This is a genomic window from Hymenobacter elongatus (genome assembly GCF_004745955.1).
GTDB classification, from domain to species: Bacteria; Bacteroidota; Bacteroidia; order Cytophagales; family Hymenobacteraceae; genus Hymenobacter; species Hymenobacter elongatus.
Genome location: NZ_SRLD01000005.1, coordinates 20,469 through 41,586 on the forward strand (window position 1 = coordinate 20,469; position 21,118 = coordinate 41,586).

Consider the following 21,118-nt stretch of genomic DNA (forward strand, 5'->3'; position numbering starts at 1 on the left):
AAGCCAGAACTCTGCCCAGCGTTGGCTCTACTCCTTTCCGGCTGCTACGCCCGGCAGTAGCCGGTTGGAAGTTTGCCGGCCGCTTCCTTTTTTTGCGGGGCGACTGTGCCCACCGGAAGCAGCCCGGCGGCCAATAACACCGACAGGCCTTTGCAGTTGCACGCCCTGCCGGTGTTATTGGCCGCAGCTAACATCTCTCTCCTACTTGATTTATTGCTCATGACCGGCCCCACTCCCAGCACGCTACACCCGCTACCGCACCATCACAAGCTGGTATTCCTCAAAAACAGCATCACGCGCCCCAACATCATCGTGGGCGACTACACCTATTACGACGACTTTGAGGACCCGCTCAACTTCGAGCGCAACGTGCGCTACCACTTCGACTTCATCGGCGACAAACTTATTATCGGCAACTTTTGCGCCATTGCCTCCGGCGTGCAGTTCATTATGAACGGCGGCAACCACGAAACCGGCCCCCTATCCACGTTTCCCTTCGCCATCTTCGGCCACGGCTGGGAGAGCATTGTCGAGGGTGTGGACGTGCGCGAAAAGTATCCATCCAAAGGCGACACCATTATCGGCCACGATGTCTGGCTGGGGCACGCGGCCACCATTATGCCCGGCGTGCGCATCGGCAACGGGGCCATTGTTGCCACGCAGGCCCTGGTAACGGCCGACGTGCCCGACTACGCCATTGTAGGCGGCAATCCGGCCAAAGTGCTCCGCCACCGCTTCGATGCCGCCACGGTAGCGCGCCTCAACCAGCTGGCCTGGTGGCACTGGGACGCCGAAAAAATCACCCGCAACCTGCGGCTCCTCAATGCCACCGACCTCGACGCGCTGGAACGGTGCGAGTAGCACAGCCGCCCCTACGCATCCCCACAGCACCCGACTGCCACCGCTATATAGCGCGGCCGGGCCGATTGCCAGGCCTATTTCACGGTGCCGGTTACCGACAGATAATAGAGCCCGCCCACGCTGGGCCCACCCAGAAATGTGGTGTAGTAGCGGTTCAGCGCGTTGGTAGCGCCCAGCTTGAAGCGCAGCTCCGGCCGGGCCACGGTGTAGCTCAGCTGCGCGTCGAGGCTGTGGTAGGCCGGCACCGTGCCGCTCACCAGAAACGTCTGGGAAAAGTAGCGCTGCTGCCAATGGTAGGCCAGGCCAGCACCCAGGTTGCGGTACACGTTTTCGTGGCCCAGGCTCAGGTTATACATCCAGCGCGGGGTATTGAAGCCGTCCTCCAGGCCGTCGCCCGACTCGGTGCGGTCCAGGCGGGCGTAGGTGGCATTGGCTCCGGCCAGCAGGCCGCCCGGCAAGTCGTAGCGCAGCCCCAGCGAGCCGCCGTAGTTGTAGACCTTGGTTTGCGCGTTGGTCCAGAGGCGGTAGCGGTTTTGGGTGGCGCGGGTGGTGAGGTAAATGGCAGCCGAATCGGGATTGTTCGTTTTGGGTACGTACGCCTCCACCTGGGCAATAAAGTCGCGGTAGGCGTTGTAGTAGAAATCTACGTCGAGCACCAGCTGGCCCCCGGGCAGCAGCGCGGCTTTGTAGCCCAGCTCCAAGGACCTGATCTGCTCGGGCCGCAGGTAGGTATAAGGATTGCGCCGCAATAGGTTCTTATTCTGCTCAATAGCCTGGCTTTGCTTCTGGGCCGGCGTCATGGTTGTCGAGGTATTGGCATTCACGGCCGCCACCACGGCAGTGTTCAGTGCGTCGATGCTGCTGCGCAGGTAGCTATTCTCAAACACACCATCCGACATCACCCGCAGGCCCCCAATGCGCTTTACCTGGCCGCTATTCACGTTAGAAAACCCCTCGAACAAGCTCGGGAACCGGTAGCCGCTCTGGTAGCTCACCCGAAAGCTCTGCCGCGGCGTCGCCGACAGCACAGCCGTGACGCGCGGATTAAATTTGACGGCGAAATAGTCGTTTTTATCGGTCCGCACCGTGGCCGTCAGGCGCAGCTTTTCGCCCAGCAGCCGCGCCCCGGCCTGCACGAACCCGCCGGTTTTGCCGTACGTCAGGCGGCTGTACGGGTCCTGGTTTTTCCCGGGGTTGATAAAGTAATTTCCATCGGGCTGAATGATATAGGTGCGGTGGTCGGCTCCGGCGCGCAGGTCCAGGGCGGTGGGCAGCAAGCGCTGCCCGCCCGGCCGCAGCGCTTCGGCCAGGTTCACCTGGGCCTCGGCGTGCGCCAGGTCGGCGCGCACGCGCAGGGCCGCGCCCTGGTCCCAGTTGTTGATGTTCTGCAGCTCGCCCAGCTTCTGCCGAAATAGCGTAGTGCCGGGCTGGTAGCGGCCCGCATCGGCGAAGGTGCGGCCGACCCGATGAGCTTGCGCCACGCTCTGGCTGGCGGCAATGGCCTCGTCGTAGGCCTTGCCGTAGTCGTTGATCCAGACGGCGTCGGGCTTGTAGCTGCGGTCCAGGTTTTCGGCCATCGACCGTAGGTTGTAGCTTCTGCCAGTGTTTTCGCGGGTCAGGTACGCGCGGGCCTGCACGATGGGGCCGGTCAGCTGTAGGGCGTGCTGCTGCAACTCGTAGTCCTGAAGCTGAAAGCGGTTGGAACGCTGATACACGTTGTCGAGCACGGCCACGCGGTAGGTGTAGGCTAGCTCGGTGCGGGCGCTGGGCCGGTAGTGCACTGCCGCATCGGCCTTGATAGTTTGCAGGCGGTAGTCTACCACTTGCCGCTCCTCGTAGCCGGTGCGGGCCACCGAATAGGTTTTGCCGCTCCGCCGAAACGCAATGCGGTTCGACGACTCGTTGCCGTAGCTATTGACCGGGTCGCGGGCCGGGTTCTCGTCGCCAAACAGGCCCGTCGTCACGTTGCCGTTGGGGTTCAGCTCGCTCCGGTCGTCGGCCATCCAGTCGTAGCCGCGGGTATAAGTGCCGTTCACTTTAAACGCCAGCTGCGGCGTCAGCACGTTGGCATAGCGCACGCTGGTTTCGGAGTAGGCCTGCGCGCCCACGTTGCGGTCATACACATGGTTGACGCCGGTTTTCTGCTGCACGCTCAGACCTTCCGATCCAAACGGGTTGCGGGTGCTGAAATTGGCCAGCCCGTTGATGGCATTGAGCCCATACAGCGCCGCCGCCGTGCCGGGTACTATTTCCACGCCGGCAATATCCAAATCACTCGGCCCCAGCGCGTTGCCAATCGGCCCGCCGATGTGGGGGGCCTGATTATCAATGCCATCCACGAGCTGCACGAAGCGCACGTTGGTGGTATTCGAAAATCCCCGGGCATTCAGCACCTTAAAGCCCAGGCTGGGCGTCAGCACCTGCATGCCCTTTACGCCGTCCAGCGCGTCGAAAAACGAGGGGGCGGGCGTCAGGCGCAGGGCGCGGGCGTTGAGCTTCTCCACCGTCACCGGCGACTGTAAGACACTCTCCTCCACCCGCGAGGCGGCCACTACCACTTCACTCAGCTGCACCCGGCGCACGGTATCGGCCACGCCGGCCCGCTGGCCGCTGGCCGGCACGCGTTGCTGCGCGGCCAGATGCCCAACGGGCAGCAGGCTCAACGCAGATGAGGCAAGTAGCGTACTCATCTTGCCTAACGACGAGCGCACACGCGGCGTAGAAATAACCATGTAATGAGCAGCAGATATCGTTATATTTTCAGAAATATAACGATATCTGCCTTTCCTGGTTCTCAGCTAGTGCAGCAGCCGGGCGGTTTCGGCGTCCAGAAACGCGCGGAATCGTGCCTGCAGGGCCTCAAACTCCTGCATCATCTGCTGGCCCTCGGCCGTAACGACGGCCCCGCCGCCGCGCTTGCCCCCGGTTTGAGTGCTCACCAGCGGCTGGCGCGCCTGCTGGTTCATGGAGCTGACCAAATCCCAGGCCCGCTTGTACGACATCTCCATTTCCTGGGCAGCCTTCGAAATGGAGCCCAGCCGGTGAATTTTCTCCAGCAGCTCCAGCCGACCGATGCCCATAAACCGGTCGGTGGGGCCTTCCAGCCACAGGCGGCCATTCAGGCGAAAGGTCAGGTCGGAATGCAGCAGCTCTTTCATGGCTGCAATCTTAGGGAAAAAGCCAGGTTGCTACCGCCGATGCAGGATGAGGCAGCGACTCCTCCCGTCACCACGTCCGCACCGTTTGGCCACTAGGGCACTGATACGATGACCGGCAACCATGCAAACGCAACCAGAAGCGGCGTTGCGCTGAGCATATACCTGCGCTACCATACTGTCGGCCCGCTCACCCGACCATGAACGTGCGCATACTTAACCCGCCGTAGCTCACTTCCTCGAAGGTGTGGGTAATGGGCTCGTCTTCTTCGGCGAGGCCCAGGCTGTAGAGCACCGGCAGATAGTGGTCGGTAGTGGGCACCGATAGCGGACCGCTGGGGCCGGCTTGCTGATATTTCACCAGACTGGCAAAGTCGCGCTGGTCGATCTTTGCTTTCACCCACTCGTCAAATTCCGTGGCCCAGTCGTAGGGCGTCGCGTCGCCCATCATCAGCTTCGGCATGCTCTGGCGCAGATTGTGCACAATGTGGCCGCTACCAACGATCAGCACGCCCCGCTCCCGCAGAAACCGCAGCTGCCGGGCCAGGTCGAAATGCTCCCGCATCGATTTGGCGACATCCAGGCTCAGCTGAAACACCGGAATATTCGCTTCAGGAAACAGGTGGTGCAGTACCGTCCAGGTGCTGTGGTCGAGGGCCCCCGTGCACCTCGGCCACGTGCTCGATGATGGAGCGGGCCAACGCAGGTGCGCCCGGTGCCGGATACTGCACGGCAAGCAGCTCCCGCGGAAAGCCGCCAAAGTCGTGGATGGTTTCGGGCTGGGCGTTGAGGCCGGCAAAAGTACCCCGCGTGAGCCAGTGCGCTGATACCACCAGAATGGCGTGAGGCTGCCGGAGCCGGTGCCCCAGCTGCCTGAGGTGGCGAGTGAAGGCATTAGACTTGTTCCTGAATAAAGCGAAACACAAAAAGGCTGTCATGCTGAGCTTGTCGAAGCATCTCTACCGCAGTGGTACTTAGCATTGCGGTAGAGATGCTTCGACAAGCTCAGCATGACAGCCGAATGTTAGCATCGGTTCCTAATTCAGGAACAAGTCTATTGTCTTCCAGCGCGTTCATCGGGGAGCCGTGGCCCACGAAAAGCACCGGCATCTTCTCTGTTTTGGAGAAGGCGGTTGCGGTTTTATGAATATCGTGCAGGTTCATACTACGAGCAAAGTGCTAAACGACCAACGTGTACCAGATGCTGGTTGAGTGGTTTGGCCGGTATCTGGGCTGCAACACAAAAGCCAGCTTTCGTGCTTCCCGCCGAGTCTAAAGAACAAAGCTACTCCCAAACGTTATTTAGACTTATTCTAAAAAAATCAAGTTTTATTTGGACAGAGTCTAAACAAGACACACTTTTGCCTTAAGTTTAATCATTCTAAATAACGTTATGCGTCGCTTCCTACTCCTTTCGTTGCTGCTTCTGACTCTACTTTTCCCCGCTGCCAGCCGGGCCCAAACGCTGAGCGGCTTGCTTGTGGGCAAGCTCGTGGGAGCCGATGGCCCCCCGCTGGAGAATATTTCGGTGAGCCTGAAAAAAACCGGCATCGGCGTCAACACCGCGGCGGATGGCACCTTTAGGCTGAAAGCGGAAGCGGGTACCCAGCTGCTGCACATCAGCGGCCTGGGCTACGTAACGCAGCAAACGGCGGTGCACGTAACCACCGGCACCACTACAACGGTCCCGACTATTACGCTCCTTATTAACAAGCACGAGCTGGCCGAGGTGCAAATCGTGGCGGCCCGCTCGCTCAACCAACGGCCCGCCAGCATCAGCAAGATGCCCATTGCCCCGCTCGATTTGCCCCAGAGCGCCATTACGATTGAGCGGCAGGTGCTGGAGCAGCAGCAGGTGCTGCGCCTGAGCGACGCGGTAGTGAATACCAGCGGCCTGTATGTGATGGGCGCTACCGGCGGCACGCAGGAAGAGCTGGCCAGCCGGGGCTTCGCCTACGGCAGCAGCAACACCTTTAAGAACGGGGTGCGTTTTAATAATGGAATTATGCCGGAAGCCAGCTCGCTGGAGCGCCTGGAAGTGCTGAAAGGTAGCGCCGCTATTCTGTATGGTAACGTTTCGGCGGGCGGCGTGCTGAACCTGGTAACCAAAAAGCCGCAGTTTGAGCGCGGCGGCTCGGTGGGCCTGCGCGTGGGCAGCGTCGGCTTCTGGAAGCCACTGGTAGACGTGTACGGCGCCGTGGGCAACAGCGAAAAAGTGGCTTTCCGGTTGAATGGCACCTTCGAAAAGGCGAACAGCTACCGCGACGAAGTGCAGGCGGAGCGGATGTATGTGAACCCTTCGCTACTATTTGAGCTGAACCCCAAAACAACACTGGTGCTGGAAGGCGACTACCTGCGCGACACCCGCACGCCCGACTTTGGCATCGGGGCCATTAACTACGAGATTCAAGCCTCGCGCAGCCGCTTCCTGAACGTGCCCGGCGCAAAAAACGCCACCCACCAGACTAGCACGACTGCTACGCTCGCCAACCGCCTCAACGACGCCTGGCAGCTGCGGACGGTAGTCGGCTTTCAGCGCTACGACAATGAGCTGCGGAGTGCCACGCGCCCCGTGGCCAGCTTTGCCCCCGCCTCCTACGGCGACCTGACGCGCAGCCTGCAGCGCACCCAAACCGCCGAGAACTACTTTTTGGCCCAGGTAGACCTGACGGGCAAGTTCAGCACGGGTTTCCTGGAGCACACGCTGCTGCTGGGGGCCGATGCTGACCAGTATCAGACTACCTCTATTGCCTACACGGGGCCGGCGTCGCCCTCCAGGCCGACTACCGCTGTGACAGCCTTCGACGCCATCAACATTCTGGACCGCAATAAGGTAGTGGCGCAGCCTGGGGAGCGCCTGACGGGTTTCCAGGAGTTGATTCGGAATACCTACACGAAGGGCAATACGCGCCGCGCCGGCTTCTACGCCCAGGATTTGTTGAGCCTGTCGGAGAAAGTAAAAGTACTGGCCGGCCTGCGCTGGACCTACCAGGAGACGCCCAGCGACATCTATTACTACCCCACGGTGGCAAATGCCAAAAAAGGCGGGCTCTTGGAAAATCCCCGCCGCTTCGCCCAGGCCTTTTCGCCCCGTCTGGGCGTAGTCTACCAGCCGGTTAAGACCACGGCGCTTTTTGCGTCCTACGCCAACTCGTTTGTGCCCAACACCAGCGCCACGGCCTTCGATCTGGATGGCAAGCCGTTGGTACCGTCGCTGATTGACCAGTATGAGGTCGGCATCAAAAATGACTTGTTCAAAGGAGCCGTATCGGCCAACGTAACGGCCTATCGCATCGTGAACAGCAACCAGGTGCAGAGTGTGCTACCCAACGATTCGCGCATCGCAACGGCTACCAACAAAACGAACCCCCAGGAGCTGGCCGGGCAGGTAACCAGCCAGGGCGTGGAGGTGGATGTGCAGAGCAAGCCGGTGTACGGGGCCTCGTTTATTGCGGGCTACAGCTACAACAACACGGCCTACACGAACAGCACCCTGTATGACAAAGGCAGCCGCCTGCGCTACAACCCGGCCCATACGGCCAACCTAAGCATGTTGTACAGCTTCGGCAGTGCATTCGGCAACAACAGCTTCCTGCGCGGCCTGAGTGCCGGCGTAACTACCTACTACGTGGGCGACCGGCTGGCGGGGCGCAACAACCGCAAAGTAAACCCGGCCGATGGCCAGCCCTGGCCCACGGGCACCGACCCCTTCAAGCTGATTGCGGTGCCCAACTACGTGCAGTTCGATGCTTCGCTGGGCTACAGCTACGAGCGGTTTTCGCTGCGCGTGAAGCTGGCCAACCTGCTCGATGAGCTTAGCTACAACGTGCACGACGACAACAGCGTGAACCCGATTGCGCCCCGCAACTTCTCGGCCACGGCCAGCTACCAGCTGTAACAGTGAGTGCGGCATAATTTAGTGAGTGAGTGAGTGAGTGAGTGCCCCAAGCCCGGTAGCTGCCAGCTGCAACTGGTAGTCTCCCGGGCTTGTTGCCGCCCATCAGAAACCCCCGTTGTATGAAAACGTTGTTCCGAAATATTCACCTGTATCTGAGCCTGGCTTCGGGCTTGGTCATTGCCATCGTCTGTTTCACGGGCGGCGTGCTGGTCTTCGAAAAAGAGCTGGACCAAGCCTGGCACCCCGCCCGGTTCTTCGTGGCACCGCCCGGCACTACCCAGCAGCGCCTGCCACTGGCTCAGCTCGTGGCCGCCGTGCAGGCGACTGACGCGCAGGCGAAGGTGACGGGCGTAAAAATCTACACCGATCCGGCCCGTACGGTGGAAATAAGCCTGGCGGGTGCCCCGAAGCCGGAGGGCGGCCGTCCCGACAAAGCCCCATCGGCTCAGGCGGAGGGCACTCCTAAAGGAAAGGGCGAAAAAGCGGCTGGCTCCAAAGGCGGCGGCGAAGGTGGCGGGCCGAAAGTGTACGTAAATCCTTACACCGGCGCGGTGCTCGACAAAGTCACCTACCGCGACACGTTTTTCTTCACCATCATGGCCCTGCACCGTGGCATGGTCGGTGGGGCGGCCGGCAAGCTGGTGGTAGGCGTCAGTACGCTGTTTTTCCTCTGTATCATCGGCACCGGCCTCGTGCTGTGGTGGCCCGCTTCGCGCAAGGCCGTGCGGCAGCGCCTGACGGTGAAGTGGGACGCCAGCTGGAAGCGCCTCACCCACGACTTACACATCGTGCTGGGGTTTTACAGTGGGCTTTTCCTGTTCGTGTTTGCCTTCACCGGGCTGGCTTGGTCGTTCGAGTGGTTCAATGATGGCATCTACACCATCACCCGCTCCGACCCCAAGGGGCCCGAAGCGCCCAAATCGGCGCTGAGCCCGGCTGGCACAACCGTGAGTCTCGACCAGGCTTACGCGGTGGCGCAGCAGCAGGTGCCCGGCGCGTTATCGTATAGCGTGTCGCTGCCCAAAGACTCGACCGAAGCTGTGCGGGTCGTTGTGGCGGCCGCCACGGCCGCCTACGAAGGGGCCACCGATGAGCTCTATATTGATCAATATACCGGGCAGCCGCTGGGTAAGCTCAACTTCGAGGACCGCAACCTGGGCCAGCGCGTGCGACGCACCTTCAAGCCGGTGCATACGGGGGCCATTTTCGGGCTGCCTTCCAAAGTACTGGCGCTGGTGGTGTGCCTTCTGGGCACCACGTTTCCTGTTACCGGCGTCATTATGTGGCTGAGCCGGCTACGTAAGGCCCAGAAGAAACAGACGAAGCAGCGCGTGGCCGTTAATAGCTAATAACCCATATATAGAGCACTTTTTGGCGCAAGATCAGCTATTCAGCTTACCTTGGTGGCCAAAATCCCCTTATGAAAAAACACTTCCTGCTTCCCGCACTGCTGGCCTCGGCCCTACTGTCCTCCTGTAGCTCCAGCCCCGCGGCCGACACCCCAGCGCAGACTGCGAATACTGCCCCTGAGGCAGTTCCGGCGGATAATATGCCCGCCACCGCCGCAAGTTTCGATGCCGGTATCGACAAGCTTGATAAACTCAAGAACCTTACGCCCCTCACCGACGAGGAGATGAAAAAGCTGCTCCCTGAGCAGGTTGAGGGCCTCAAGCGCAGTGCAGTGGAGCTAAGCAATGTCGTGGGCAAGATTGCCAGTGCGAAATACGAAAAGCAGCCGGACGCAGCCTTTGTAGTGAACATTACGGACTGCGCCGGGGAAATGGGGGCCGGCAAGTACATGATGGCCTACATGGCACCCGTGGCCACAGAAGACAGCCCGCCCGCCACGGCGGAAACGGCTAACCTCACCACCCAGAAAAAGGTAGACTTCGCCGGGCAGCAGGCCATCAGCCGCCACGACCCGGTAAACAACGTCTACAGCCTCGTTTTTATGCACAAGGACAGGTTGTTTGTTGATGTTTCCGGCCCCGCCGGTACCAGCCTGGCCGACGTACTGGCATTTGCCACCAAGCTCGACAGCAGCCTGTAGGGCTGGCACTATTCAGCTGAAGCGCTGCCTTCGCCAACGTTCCAAACCGGCCGTTCCAATTCTATTGGAACGGCCGGTTTGCTGCCAGGCTGTACTCTTTCCGATGGGCACGCTGTCTATTCGCTTAGCCGACCGCGCCTGACCGGATTCCCGGCATATATTTGGGCAAAAACCGACGCGTCCTATGCAAGTATCCAGAATGGCGGGTAGCCTGATTGGCTCCGAGATTATCAAAATCGGGAATGAGGTCAACGAGATGATTCGCCGGGGCGAGGAAATCTGCAACCTCACCATCGGCGACTTCGACCCGAAGATCTTCCCGATTCCGGCCGAGCTGGAAGCGGAGATTTCCGCCGCCTACCAGGCCGGCAACACCAACTACCCGCCCGCCAACGGCATGGCCGACCTGCGCAACGCCGTAGCGGCCTTCACCACCGAGCGCCTGGGCCTTACCTACTCGCCCAACGATATTCTGGTGGCCGGCGGCTCCCGGCCGCTCATCTACGCCACCTACCTGGCCCTCATCGACCCCGGCGACAAAGTGGTGTTTCCGGTGCCTAGCTGGAATAATAACCACTATTGCCACCTCTCCGGGGCCGAGCCGATTATGGTGGAAACTACGGTGGCGAACAACTTCATGCCCACCGCCGCCGAGGTAGCGCCTTACCTGAAAGGCGCGACGCTGCTGGCCTTATGCTCGCCGCTGAACCCGACCGGCACCGTCTTCTCCCGGGAAGATCTGGCGGCCATCTGCGACCTGGTTATTGCCGAGAACAAAACCCGCGCCGCCGACGAAAAGCCGCTGTACATCATGTACGACCAGATTTACTGGATGCTGACCTTCGGCCAAACCCAGCACTACGACCCGGTCAACCTGCGGCCCGAGCTGCGCGACTACGTCATCTACATCGACGGTATTTCCAAGTGCTTTGCCGCCACCGGCGTGCGCGTGGGCTACGCCTTTGGTCCCAGCGCTGTCATCGACAAGATGAAGTCCATTCTGGGCCACGTGGGGGCTTGGGCCCCCAAAGCCGAGCAGGTGGCTACCGCCCAGTATCTGCAGCAAGGCAGCGCCGTGGATGAGTTCCTGACCGGCTTCAAAGTGAAAGTGCAGCACAGTCTCGACGCGCTCTACAACGGCCTGCAGGACCTGAAAAAGCAGGGCTACCCCGTGGATGCCGTGGTGCCCCAGGGCGCTATCTACCTCACCGCCCGCATCGATGCCATCGGCAAAACTACGCCCGAGGGTCAGTTGCTGGCCACCAACAAGGATATCACCTTCTACCTCATTTCGCGGGCCCGGTTGGCCATCGTACCCTTCGGCGCATTCGGCACCGACGAAACCTCCACTTGGTTCCGCATGTCGGTGGGCGGGGCTTCCTTGGAAAGCATAGAAGCCGCCTTGCCCCGCCTGAAAGAGGCCTTGGACGGGCTGAAATAGCTACCGAAACGAGGCAGAGTCAGAAAAATCAGTCACAACAAAGGCCTCCCGCAGCAGTGCGGGAGGCCTTTGTTGTGACTGCAGCTGTTCAGGAAGTCTGTCGGACGCCAGATCAAGCATGACGTTCGACAGACTTCCTAAACAGCTTTACTGGCAGGTTAAAACGGCGGGTCGTCGTTGCCGAAGTTGCTTTTTGGGAAAGGCACCGGGCCGGGGCCACCCTCATTGATCTTGCTGCCCAGCCGAATCGTGTTGGGTGTGAAGCCGGTTTGCTCGTCGAAGGTGCTGGCCGGGAAAGCGCCGGTATTATACTCGGCGTCCATACCGAAGCCGCCGCCGTCGAGGTCGGCAAACTTGGTGAATTTGCCGATAAACTTAAGCTGCACGGTTTCCAGGGAGCCGTTCCGGTGCTTGGCGATGATAACTTCGCCGGTACCCTGGGTGGGGTTGCCCATTTCGTCCTCCGTGATTTTGTAATACTCCGGCCGGTACAAAAACACCACCATATCGGCGTCCTGCTCAATGGAGCCCGATTCACGCAGGTCACTCAGCTGGGGCTTTTTGTCGCCGCCCCGGGTTTCTACCGAGCGCGAAAGCTGCGACAGGGCCAGCACCGGCACATTCAGCTCCTTGGCAATACCCTTCAGGGCCCGCGAAATCGAGGCAATTTCCTGCTCTCGGTTACCGGCTCCCTTGCCCCCATCCGAGTTTCCCGTCATCAGCTGCAGGTAGTCGATGATAATCATCTGGATATCGTGGTGGGCCTTGAGGCGGCGGCACTTGGTGCGCAGCTCCCGAATGCTCAGCGCGGGCGTATCGTCGATGTAAATCGGGGCCGACGACAAGGCCGAAATCTTATGGTTGAGCTGGGCCCACTCGTAGTCGGCCAGGTTGCCTTTCTTAATTTTCTCCGAATCCAGCTCTGCTTCCGCCGAAATCAGACGATTCACGAGCTGAATCGACGACATTTCGAGCGAGAAAATGGCTACTGGCCGCTTGTGGTCAACGGCCGCGTTGCGCATCGCCGACACCACGAAAGCAGTTTTGCCCATGCCTGGCCGAGCGGCAATAATCACTAGGTCAGACGGTTGCCAGCCGCTGGTGACGCGGTCCAGGGCCGAGAAGCCCGAGGGCACGCCAGTGAGTCCGTCCTTCTGATTTTTCTTTTCTTCCAGCTCCTTGATGGCCTTGCCCATCAGGCTGCGCATGTCGTCGAAGTTCTTACGGATGTTGGATTCCGAAACTTCGAACAGCGCCTGCTCCGTGCTATCGAGCAGGTTGAATACGTCGGTCGTATCCTCGAAAGCGTCGCGGTGAATGGTGCTGGCAATGTTTATCAGCTCCCGCTTAATGGCGTTTTCGGTGATGATGCGGGCGTGGTACTCGATGTTGGCCGCCGAGTTGACTTTAAACGTCAGGTTGGCCACGTAGTGCGCCCCGCCCCCGGCTTCCAGTTCCCCCATTTCGCGCAGCTCGTGCGTCACGGTCAGGATGTCAATTGGCTCCGACTTGTCGAACAGGTTCAGGATGGCCTTGAAGATGCGGCGGTTTTTCTCGTCGTAAAAACTCTCGGGCTTCAGAATGTCGATAACCGTGGTCAGGGCATCCTTTTCCAGCATCAAGGCACCTAACACCGCCGCTTCCAGCTCCCGGGCCTGGGGCGGCAGCTTACCCGAAGGCGTGCCCATGGTCAGCTGCGGAGGGCGGCTGTTCCAGGCGGCTTTGGCCCGCGAGGCAGATTGTTTTAGGCGGTCATCCATCCGGTCATCCATCGTGTACTTAGCAAATCTAACCCAAAAGGGGGCACAAAGCTAACGGCTGCACCCCAGAATATGTGGTGTGCCGCCCTGCTTTCTTTTCGGTATCTTGTCGGGAGCCGTAGGGTCATTCCGGCAATCAGGCCCCGATACAACGGCAGCGGTTTAGTACCTTTGCCACCCGGCTCTAAAGCCTATCCGCTCTGATTTAGTTTTATTGAATGGCCCCAACGCCCGTTTCCCTCCAGCGTCTGCACCTCATTGCCACCGGTGGCAGCATCATGCACAATCTGGCCCTGGCCCTGCACCGCCGTGGTGCCCAGGTCACGGGCTCCGACGACGAAATATTTGAGCCGGCCAAAAGCCGCCTGGCCGCCGCCGGCCTGCTGCCGGCGCAGGAAGGCTGGTTTCCGGAGAAAGTAACGGCCGAGCTGGACGCCGTGATTGTGGGCATGCACGCCCGCGCCGACAACCCCGAGCTGCTGCGGGCCCAGGAGCTGGGGCTGCGCGTGTATTCCTTTCCCGAGTTTATCTACGAAGCCTCGAAAAACAAGCAGCGGGTGGTCATTGGCGGCTCGCACGGCAAAACCAGCATCACCTCCCTGATTCTGCACGTGTTGCGCTTCCATGGCCGCACGTTCGACTACGCCGTGGGGGCCCAGCTCGAAGGCTTCGACCTGATGGTGCAGCTCTCGGAAGATGCGCCCATCATCATCATCGAAGGCGACGAATACCTCGCCTCGCCCCTCGACCGCCGGCCCAAGTTTCACCTCTATCAGCACCACATTGGGGTAATTTCGGGCATCAGCTGGGACCATATCAACGTGTTTCCGACCGAGGAAGAGTACCGGGAGCAGTTCCGCATTTTTGCCGAGATGACGCCCAAAGCCGGGGTGCTCATCTACGACCGCGACGACGAGCAGGTGCAGCTCGTGACGGTGCCTACCAGCCACGAGGTGAAGTACATCGGCTATGGGCCGCACGACAATAAAGTGCGCCAGGGCAAAACGATACTCATTACCAAGAAGGACGAAGAAGTGCCGATTCAGGTGTTTGGCGACCATAACCTGCGCAATATCTCGGCGGCCAAAGAAGTCTGCAAGCAGCTGGGCATCAAGGGCAAGGACTTTTACGAAGCGCTGGCAACATTCAAGGGAGCCGCCCGCCGCCTGGAGCTGGTGCGCGAAGGCCCTTCGTCGGTAGTGTACAAGGATTTTGCCCACGCTCCTTCCAAGCTCAAGGCCACGGCCACGGCCTTCAAAAAGCAGTTTCCCAAGCGGCGGCTGGTGGCCTGCCTCGAGCTGCACACGTTCAGCTCGCTCAACCCGGCTTTCCTGCCCCAGTACGCCCACACCTTCGACGCGCCCGATGTGGCGGTGGTGTATTTCAACCCGCAGGTGCTGGAGCATAAGCGCCTGCCCGCCCTGCCGCCCGAGGCCGTGCAGGCCGCTTTCCAGCGCCCCGATCTGCGGGTCTTCACCGACAGCAAGGCCCTGGCCGACTTCCTGCGCCAGCAGCAGTGGGCCGACAGTAATCTGCTGATGATGTCGTCGGGCACGTTTGACGGGCTGGACCTGACGCACATAGCGGCCGAGGTAACAGGCTAACACGGCCGCCGGCTGCAGTAAGGTCACAGCTGTACGCGTAACGTCTCTCGCAGAGTAGGCGAGAGCCGGGTGGTGTAGTGGCCGTCCCCTGCTTTTGAAGCTGTTTGGGAAGTTTTCAAACGGTTATGCTGAAACGGTTATGCTGAGCTTGTCGAAGCATGACATTCTGAATTGCTTATGCCAACTGCCTAAACAGCTTCTTTAGTTGCGCGGCAGGGCTTTGGGCCAGTCTATCCTTTTTCCGACAACTCCGACCACATGAAACAACACGTGCTGCTGCTACACGGGGCCCTGGCTTCCGGCAAGCAGCTTCAGTCCCTGGCCCGCGACTTGTCGCCGCTTTACGAGGTCCACACGCTTACTTTCAGCGGCCACGGTGGCCGGGCGCTGAAACCGGCGGAGTTCAACATGGCGGGGTTTGCCCAGGAAGTGCGGGCGTTTATCCGGGAGAAAGCGCTGGCGACCCTGCACGTATTCGGCTACAGCATGGGCGGCTACGCGGCGCTGCTGGCGGCGGCGGAAGCACCGGGCCCGATTACAACCATTACCACCCTAGGCACCAAATTCGACTGGTCGCCGGCAACGGCTGCCGCCGAAACCAGGCTGCTGGACGCGGCCAAGCTGCTGGAGAAAGTACCACAGTTTGTGCAGCAGCTAGCCCACACCCACGCCCCCACCGAGTGGACGGCCGTGCTGGATGCCACACGCCACCTGATGCTCCACCTAGGCGAGCAGCCCCCATTAACGCCAGAAAAGCTGGCCACCATCCGTATTCCGGTGCAGGTGCTGGTGGGGGAGCTAGATAAAACGGCCGACGTGGATGCCTCTTCCCTGCACGCTGCATACGTACCGCACGCCACCTTTGAGGTCCTCATGAATACGCCCCACCCTCTGGAGCGGGTCAATCCGGATGAGCTAGCCCGCAGAATTATCCGCTTTATTGAAAGCGCCGCCTAGCAGTAGGATTATAAAATACCGAGTTTGTCCTGCTGGTTTAGCAGACAAAATTGTCCCCCACGGCCAACGGGAGCCGTGAGGGACAGGTCGGAGGATACGATAGGCTAATTGTGCGAGCCGTTAGAATCGAAATCCTGCACTAGCTCCGCTGAATCGGCATACATTGTTGTTTCGCGGACGTCAGCTTCTATTTGCCCGGGCGGTACGTCCTCGTCGGTATTCCACTCCTCGGAGGAGAAGCTCATAGCTGACAGGGAGCTGCCCCGGCCTGGCTTGGGGTACACGCGCCCTGCAAAAGCGTAGTCCGTCGCATTGATATCGGGGCCGCCCAGGATGGGTTGCCCGTCGCGGGTGATAGAGCCGGGCAGCGGGTAGCACATAATGGAGGTTTGGTCGGGCGGCGTGCCCATAATGGTGGCGTCATTCAGCGGCGTTAATACCTGCTGATCGACGGTGCGCGGGTCCCAGCCCTGGGTACGCATAAAGTACTCGTACGCCTTCTGGCGGTCGATGCGGGCCACCAGCTCTTTGCGCATGTGCTCGTGCGGAAACCCCAGCGTGTGGCCGGTTTCGTGGCGTACTACCCGCCGGAACTCGGCTTCCGAAGTGTTCATGGAAAACCGCTGCAGATTCATCGTAGGCCGGCTTTTAGGAATCTGCAGCACATCGGTGCCCAAGTACGACCAATAGCCGCCGGGGCCGGTAGAGATGCGGATATGGCCGTTGGTAGCCGTTTCGACGAAAGACACGCAACTCGTTTTGGTCCAGGCATTCATGTGGCTCAGAATGCGGGTGCGTAGCGCAACCGGCTGCCGCTCCATAAAGCTCACCGTGAGCCGCCGGGGCGTGGGGCCCCAGTATTTGCTGGTCAGCAGCGTGAGCGACAGGGGATCGGACACCAGCAGAGCCAGCTCGGCCATGGCCGCCGCTACCGGGGCATTCACCGGATTGATGGTGGAGGCCGTGTCGGCGGCTACCTGCCACAGGCGTTGCGGCAGCTGTTTGACGGAGCAGCCCACGGCCACCGGCCCGTTCTCGTCGGCCCCGCTGTCATGCGCATCCGAGTCGTGGCCGGTGGCCGTGGTTTCCTCGGGGCTCACCCCTCTGGCTATGTCTATAATGGTCTGGAGCGCATCCTGATACCTCTTTTCATTACTAGCTTCTTTTTTCATGGCGTTGGTTGGTTAAGCGTGAAAATGCTGCCGGAGCAGCCTGAGCGACTAAGAACCTATCCCGTCATGCTGAGCTTGTCGAAGCATCTCTACCGCTTCGTAAACAGTCCCTGACGAAGCAGTAGAGATGCTTCGACAAGCTCAGCATGACGTTCTTTTTTTCCTGTTCGGATAGCCTCTAAGAAAGAGATATCGTTACCACACCACGTCGTCGAGCGTGACGAGATAGGGGCGTAGCGTGGCAGCTTCAGGAGTTCGGGCCAAGTGCTTGGCAAAGCCATCACCGGCTTTGAGCACCTCGGGGAAGCGGAATTCGCACCGGGCCTCCACCTCACTCAGCGTGACCTGGTACACGCGAAACTGCTCCAAATCGAGGGCTTCGAGGCCATCCAGATTTTGGGTCAGCATAAAAGCCCGCGCCCGAAGCTTGGTGCCTTCCACGTACACCAGCACTTTATAAAATTCCCGGGGGATCTGCACTCCACGATAGGCGCGGTCTTCCGCATGAAAGATGGGCCCGCCGAACACGCTCACGCGCAGATTTTGCACGTCTACCTGCTCGAATATGGCATCTTCCAGCTTGCCCCAGATGCCACCCTGGGAGCTTTGGTTGAAGTTCTCAATCTGGGGCGTGATGTTGGTGAAGTAGAACGATTCGTGGTTGGCCTGCTGCGCTTCGGCCGCGCTGCCCCAGCACAGGTCGGCGCGCCGGGCCAGGTGGCCCCGGTCGAGGCGGTTGCCGGCGTAGAGTTTGTCGGTCACCTGGTATTTGGGGTCTACTGCGGGGTCGAGCACGAAGGGAATGCCCTTGCGGTTAATTTTGCGCATCTGCCCGCCATCGATATTCCAGGCTACCCACATGGCGAAGCGCCGCTCGGCATGCATCACCACCGAGAAGTGCGTGTGGCGCACCACCTCCGTAGTAGTGGCGGCCCCCACGGCATTTTTGCGGCCTGCTACCGTGAGCGTAGGCTCGGGCACCGCCACACTCAGAAACGTGGTTTCGTAGCCCCGGGCCAGGGTTTCCTCGATGGTTTGCGGCTGCACCACCGGGGCGCTGAGCACGACTTCCATTTTCTCAAACACCGACCGGGCGTAGCACGACAGCGCCCGCTCGTTGGGGTCGCCGGCGCTTTCGCCCGCGAAATGCAGCCCAGCCATGATGCGCGTAGTGCGGCCGTTATCGGCCTTAAACATCCACACCGAGCCCGAGTCGCCGCCTTTGCTTACTTCGCCGTCGGCGGGCAAATGGTTGGCATCAGGCCCTATTTCGAAGCACCCGATGGCCTGGTCGCCGATGCGGCCGCCGTAGTCGATGCGCGCAATGGTGTGCACCCGCGTGACCATTCCGTGCGTGACGCCCGTTGTGCGCCCGCTCTTGATGACTTTGTCGCCCAGCTCCGGCTCCCCGATTTCGTCGATGCCAACGTTCAGATCGAGAATATCGGCCTGAAAGTCGCGGCCCTCGATAGAGGCCACGGCGCAGTCGCCGGCCGCCCCCAGGTGGGAGCGCACGAGTTTGCCCACGCGGTTTTGCTCCACGCGGTTGTCGTCGTACGGCCCGGGCTGCACCACATCGTCACCTATTTGGCCCTTAGGGCCGTGCAGCACGTGCCAGTTGCTCAGGATGTAAGGCGCGCCGCTGTGCTGATCGTAGACGATGCACCCGATAGTGCCCGCCGAACCGTGGTAATTGCTCACGCTCACCCCGGGCACTATCGGGTTCACGCGCTGCTTGCGGGCGTTGGCAACGGCAACGGGCACCCGGCGGTACGCCGTCTGGTAGCTGCGCTCGATAACGTCGGTAGGCACCTGCTTCCCGTCGATGACGAAGAATTCGGGAATAAGCTCATTGTGCAAATCTTCTCTGACGCTTTCGGGGCTGGCCTTTTGCGCCACCGTAAACTGAATCGACACGGCACCGGTCGTTTGCCCGTCCTTCTCTTTGTAGCCAATGCCGACCGAAGTAATGTTGGGGTTAGTGAGGAAATCCGCACCCCGATTTCGCACGAAGGTTTTCAGCTCTTCCATGAAGGCTTCCTCTTGCGTTGCCTTGTTGTCTTGCGACTTGCCATTCGTTGTTGCCATAATATGGAAGAAGTAAAAGGTGTACAGCGGCGATACTGCAGCATGAATTGCGGCAGCCCTAGAGTACTCCCAGGGCATGCAGGCGCAGCCGAGGCAGTCGGAGTTGTTACAGCAGAAAGGTGTAGAGCCAGCTACAGGCCCTGAGTGGGCCAGGCAGACGCACGTGCTACCAGCGCTCAACGGCAGGAATTACCCGAAAAAACTACGGTACGCTGGGGCGTGTCGGGGCCCGACAGCGGGAGCTCAGTGGCTCACCGGCCAGGCGCTGAATGTGTCTAAAGGATTGGTTGACCGTTACGAGGTAGTCGTCTCAACTTGGCAATACGCTGCCAAGATCCACCACCCCGGCGGCGCGGCGGGGTGTTCGATGCTTCGAGGCAATAGGTGTGGGGAGGGGTGCGTGGCAGGGGCGCGCCAGCCAGCAGATCAGGGAAACAATATATATTTTATTCAATATAAGTGCAAATAAAAACCATAATGTTTATACAAACAGCGAAATAATATTTCCCTTTACCACAAAAGCAAACCGGTCTTAAGCTGAAGGATGGAGCAGCAAAAAGGCCCGTTACGTGCGTAACGGGCCTTTCTTTTCATTCTCATCCGGTTTCGGGGGCTCCGGCGGCGGTGTGGGCCGGCGGCGGCGGCGGTCGGTGGTGACCAGTAGCGCCAGTGCCGTTAGCCCAAGGCGCAGCAGCCAGGTGCGGTTCATCGGCGGCGGAAGAGGGTGTTGGTATTTTCTACGACCAGGTCGCAACGGCTGCCGCCGCTGTCGTCGCCGCAGGTAGTACCGGTAATCCGGTTTTTCTCGAAGGAGAAATAGCAGAACGAGCAGCCGACGCTGGTGATGGTGTAGCGCTCGGAGTTGGAGTTCAGATACAGGCTTTGGTCGGAGGAAGTAATAAGCGGAATGGCCATGGAGCGGAACATGCCGTTGCGCAGGCCCAGCCCCACCAGGTAGTAGATGGGCTTATCCTTGGCTCCTTCCTGCACTTTCCGGATCATGGTTTTATCGACCACCGTGCCGTCGTTGAACTCCCGGATGAAAGCAGTAGCCAGCTGGGCGCGGGGCATAATGTACTCCACTTTTCCTTCGTTGATGCGGGCTAGCTGGGTGCTGGTGGCTTCGAGCTTGCGGCGGTTGGCTTCGTCGGGGTCGTTGGAGGGAGAGCTCATTTCCGGGAAGCCGCGCTTGCTGGTTTCGCAGGATGACAAGGAGCCGAGCAGCGAACCGGCCGCCAGCAGTACACACACAATAGAACGGGAGGAAAACTTCATTAGAGGGGGGCCATGGCCCTACAGTTAGCGGGCTTTGTAATACGTACGGGCGGTGGGCAGCTCACGCTGAATATCTGCGATACGCGTGCCGTTGGAAGGGTGGGTCGAAAGAAATTCGGGGGGCGAGGCCTGGCCCCCGCGGGCATCCATGCGCTGCCAGAACGCAATGGCGCCATCGGGGTTGTAGCCGGCCATGGCCATAAAAATCAGGCCCAGATGGTCGGCTTCGGTTTCCTGGTTGCGGCCGTACTTGAGCAGGCCCACCGACGAGCCTACGCCGAACGCCTGCAACGCCAGCTGCTGGGTGGCTTCGGGCCGGGTCGAGAGGGCCGCCGACAGCGCCTGGCCACCAGCCTGCTGCAGCAGACCCTGACTCATTCGCTCGCTGCCGTGCTTCGCCACGGCGTGGGCAATTTCGTGCGCCATTACGACGGCCAGGCCGTTTTCATCCTGCGTAATGGGAAGAATACCGGTGTAGACGGCCACTTTGCCGCCGGGCATGCACCAGGCGTTTTCCTGCTTGTCGTCCAGCACGTTGAACTCCCAGGCGTAGCCGGCCAGCTGGTCCTGCTGGTTCTGGCTGCGGAAATAGGTTTCGACGGCCTGCTGAATGCGCTGGCCCACGCGCCGCACGGTGGCGGTTTGGGCCGCATCGGCGGAAACCCGGCTGGTTTTCAGCACTTCCTGGTACTGCTGCACGGCCAGCGCATTGATTTCAGCGTCGGAAACCAGGCTTAGCTGGCGGCGGCCCGTGATGGGAACGGTGGAGCAGGCGGCCGTGGCAACTAGGCAGCTGGCCAGCAGAAGCTTCTTTAGCATGGGTGGGGCGGGTAGAATGAGGTGTTGAAGCGGTAAGA

General features: G+C 60.3%; 18 protein-coding genes. 7 read left to right on the plus strand and 11 right to left on the minus strand.

Going from position 1 to position 21,118, the window contains the following annotated elements:
* The first annotated feature begins 219 nt into the window (after positions 1 to 219).
* Positions 220 to 861, plus strand: a complete 642-nt coding sequence (locus tag E5J99_RS03865) for a CatB-related O-acetyltransferase (protein WP_135496403.1) — start codon at positions 220 to 222, stop codon at positions 859 to 861.
* A gap of 74 nt (positions 862 to 935) precedes the next feature.
* Here E5J99_RS03865 and E5J99_RS03870 read toward each other — a convergent pair whose 3' ends face one another.
* The 5 genes from E5J99_RS03870 to E5J99_RS21135 form a co-directional block, all read right to left on the minus strand.
* Positions 936 to 3,593, minus strand: coding sequence for a TonB-dependent receptor (locus tag E5J99_RS03870; RefSeq protein WP_210114402.1), 2,658 nt, complete (start codon positions 3,591 to 3,593; stop codon positions 936 to 938).
* A 66-nt stretch (positions 3,594 to 3,659) separates the two neighbouring features.
* A complete protein-coding gene (locus E5J99_RS03875; protein WP_245318698.1) occupies positions 3,660 to 4,019 on the minus strand; it encodes a winged helix-turn-helix domain-containing protein in 360 nt (119 codons plus the stop codon).
* Between the two features lie 187 nt (positions 4,020 to 4,206).
* On the minus strand, positions 4,207 to 4,614 hold the full coding sequence (locus E5J99_RS21990; protein ID WP_167851966.1) for a dioxygenase family protein: 408 nt from the start codon (positions 4,612 to 4,614) through the stop codon (positions 4,207 to 4,209).
* A 13-nt stretch (positions 4,615 to 4,627) separates the two neighbouring features.
* Positions 4,628 to 4,954: a dioxygenase family protein gene (locus E5J99_RS21995; RefSeq protein ID WP_135496405.1), complete on the minus strand. Its 327-nt coding sequence runs from the start codon at positions 4,952 to 4,954 to the stop codon at positions 4,628 to 4,630.
* Between the two features lie 67 nt (positions 4,955 to 5,021).
* Positions 5,022 to 5,180 (minus strand): hypothetical protein, encoded by a 159-nt coding sequence (locus E5J99_RS21135; protein WP_167851967.1) that lies wholly within the window; start codon positions 5,178 to 5,180, stop codon positions 5,022 to 5,024.
* 229 nt (positions 5,181 to 5,409) lie between these two features.
* Between E5J99_RS21135 and E5J99_RS03890 the strand changes: the two genes are divergently transcribed.
* The 4 genes from E5J99_RS03890 to E5J99_RS03905 all read left to right on the plus strand — a co-directional run bounded on the left by E5J99_RS03890 (position 5,410) and on the right by E5J99_RS03905 (position 11,405).
* Complete coding sequence (locus E5J99_RS03890; RefSeq protein ID WP_135496406.1) at positions 5,410 to 7,914, plus strand: TonB-dependent receptor; 2,505 nt, start codon at positions 5,410 to 5,412, stop codon at positions 7,912 to 7,914.
* 119 nt (positions 7,915 to 8,033) lie between these two features.
* Positions 8,034 to 9,263 carry a PepSY-associated TM helix domain-containing protein gene (locus tag E5J99_RS03895; protein ID WP_135496407.1) on the plus strand — a complete coding sequence of 410 codons (1,230 nt, stop codon included), beginning with the start codon at positions 8,034 to 8,036 and terminating at the stop codon, positions 9,261 to 9,263.
* A gap of 200 nt (positions 9,264 to 9,463) precedes the next feature.
* Positions 9,464 to 9,964, plus strand: a complete 501-nt coding sequence (locus E5J99_RS03900; protein WP_135496408.1) for a hypothetical protein — start codon at positions 9,464 to 9,466, stop codon at positions 9,962 to 9,964.
* Between the two features lie 184 nt (positions 9,965 to 10,148).
* Positions 10,149 to 11,405: a pyridoxal phosphate-dependent aminotransferase gene (locus E5J99_RS03905; RefSeq protein ID WP_135496409.1), complete on the plus strand. Its 1,257-nt coding sequence runs from the start codon at positions 10,149 to 10,151 to the stop codon at positions 11,403 to 11,405.
* A 158-nt stretch (positions 11,406 to 11,563) separates the two neighbouring features.
* Here E5J99_RS03905 and dnaB read toward each other — a convergent pair whose 3' ends face one another.
* Complete coding sequence (gene dnaB, locus E5J99_RS03910) at positions 11,564 to 13,093, minus strand: replicative DNA helicase (protein WP_245318707.1); 1,530 nt, start codon at positions 13,091 to 13,093, stop codon at positions 11,564 to 11,566.
* Positions 13,094 to 13,383: 290 nt separating this feature from the next.
* Between dnaB and E5J99_RS03915 the strand changes: the two genes are divergently transcribed.
* Together E5J99_RS03915 and E5J99_RS03920 are read left to right on the plus strand one after the other, a co-directional pair.
* Positions 13,384 to 14,769: a UDP-N-acetylmuramate--L-alanine ligase gene (locus tag E5J99_RS03915; protein WP_135496410.1), complete on the plus strand. Its 1,386-nt coding sequence runs from the start codon at positions 13,384 to 13,386 to the stop codon at positions 14,767 to 14,769.
* Positions 14,770 to 15,027: 258 nt separating this feature from the next.
* Positions 15,028 to 15,726, plus strand: a complete 699-nt coding sequence (locus E5J99_RS03920; RefSeq protein ID WP_135496411.1) for an alpha/beta fold hydrolase — start codon at positions 15,028 to 15,030, stop codon at positions 15,724 to 15,726.
* A gap of 104 nt (positions 15,727 to 15,830) precedes the next feature.
* Here E5J99_RS03920 and E5J99_RS03925 read toward each other — a convergent pair whose 3' ends face one another.
* From E5J99_RS03925 to E5J99_RS03940, 5 genes are all read right to left on the minus strand, one after another.
* The gene (locus E5J99_RS03925; protein ID WP_135496412.1) at positions 15,831 to 16,898 is read right to left on the minus strand and encodes a M12 family metallopeptidase; all 1,068 of its coding nucleotides are present in this window, start codon (positions 16,896 to 16,898) and stop codon (positions 15,831 to 15,833) included.
* 195 nt (positions 16,899 to 17,093) lie between these two features.
* Complete coding sequence (locus tag E5J99_RS03930; RefSeq protein ID WP_135496413.1) at positions 17,094 to 18,986, minus strand: DNA/RNA non-specific endonuclease; 1,893 nt, start codon at positions 18,984 to 18,986, stop codon at positions 17,094 to 17,096.
* Positions 18,987 to 19,551: 565 nt separating this feature from the next.
* Positions 19,552 to 19,695, minus strand: coding sequence for a hypothetical protein (locus E5J99_RS21140; protein ID WP_167851970.1), 144 nt, complete (start codon positions 19,693 to 19,695; stop codon positions 19,552 to 19,554).
* Positions 19,692 to 20,261: a hypothetical protein gene (locus tag E5J99_RS03935; protein WP_135496414.1), complete on the minus strand. Its 570-nt coding sequence runs from the start codon at positions 20,259 to 20,261 to the stop codon at positions 19,692 to 19,694. Before E5J99_RS03935 ends, E5J99_RS21140 begins: the two co-directional genes overlap by 4 nt.
* A gap of 24 nt (positions 20,262 to 20,285) precedes the next feature.
* Complete coding sequence (locus E5J99_RS03940; RefSeq protein ID WP_135496415.1) at positions 20,286 to 21,080, minus strand: M48 family metallopeptidase; 795 nt, start codon at positions 21,078 to 21,080, stop codon at positions 20,286 to 20,288.
* Between the last annotated feature and the right edge of the window lie 38 nt (positions 21,081 to 21,118).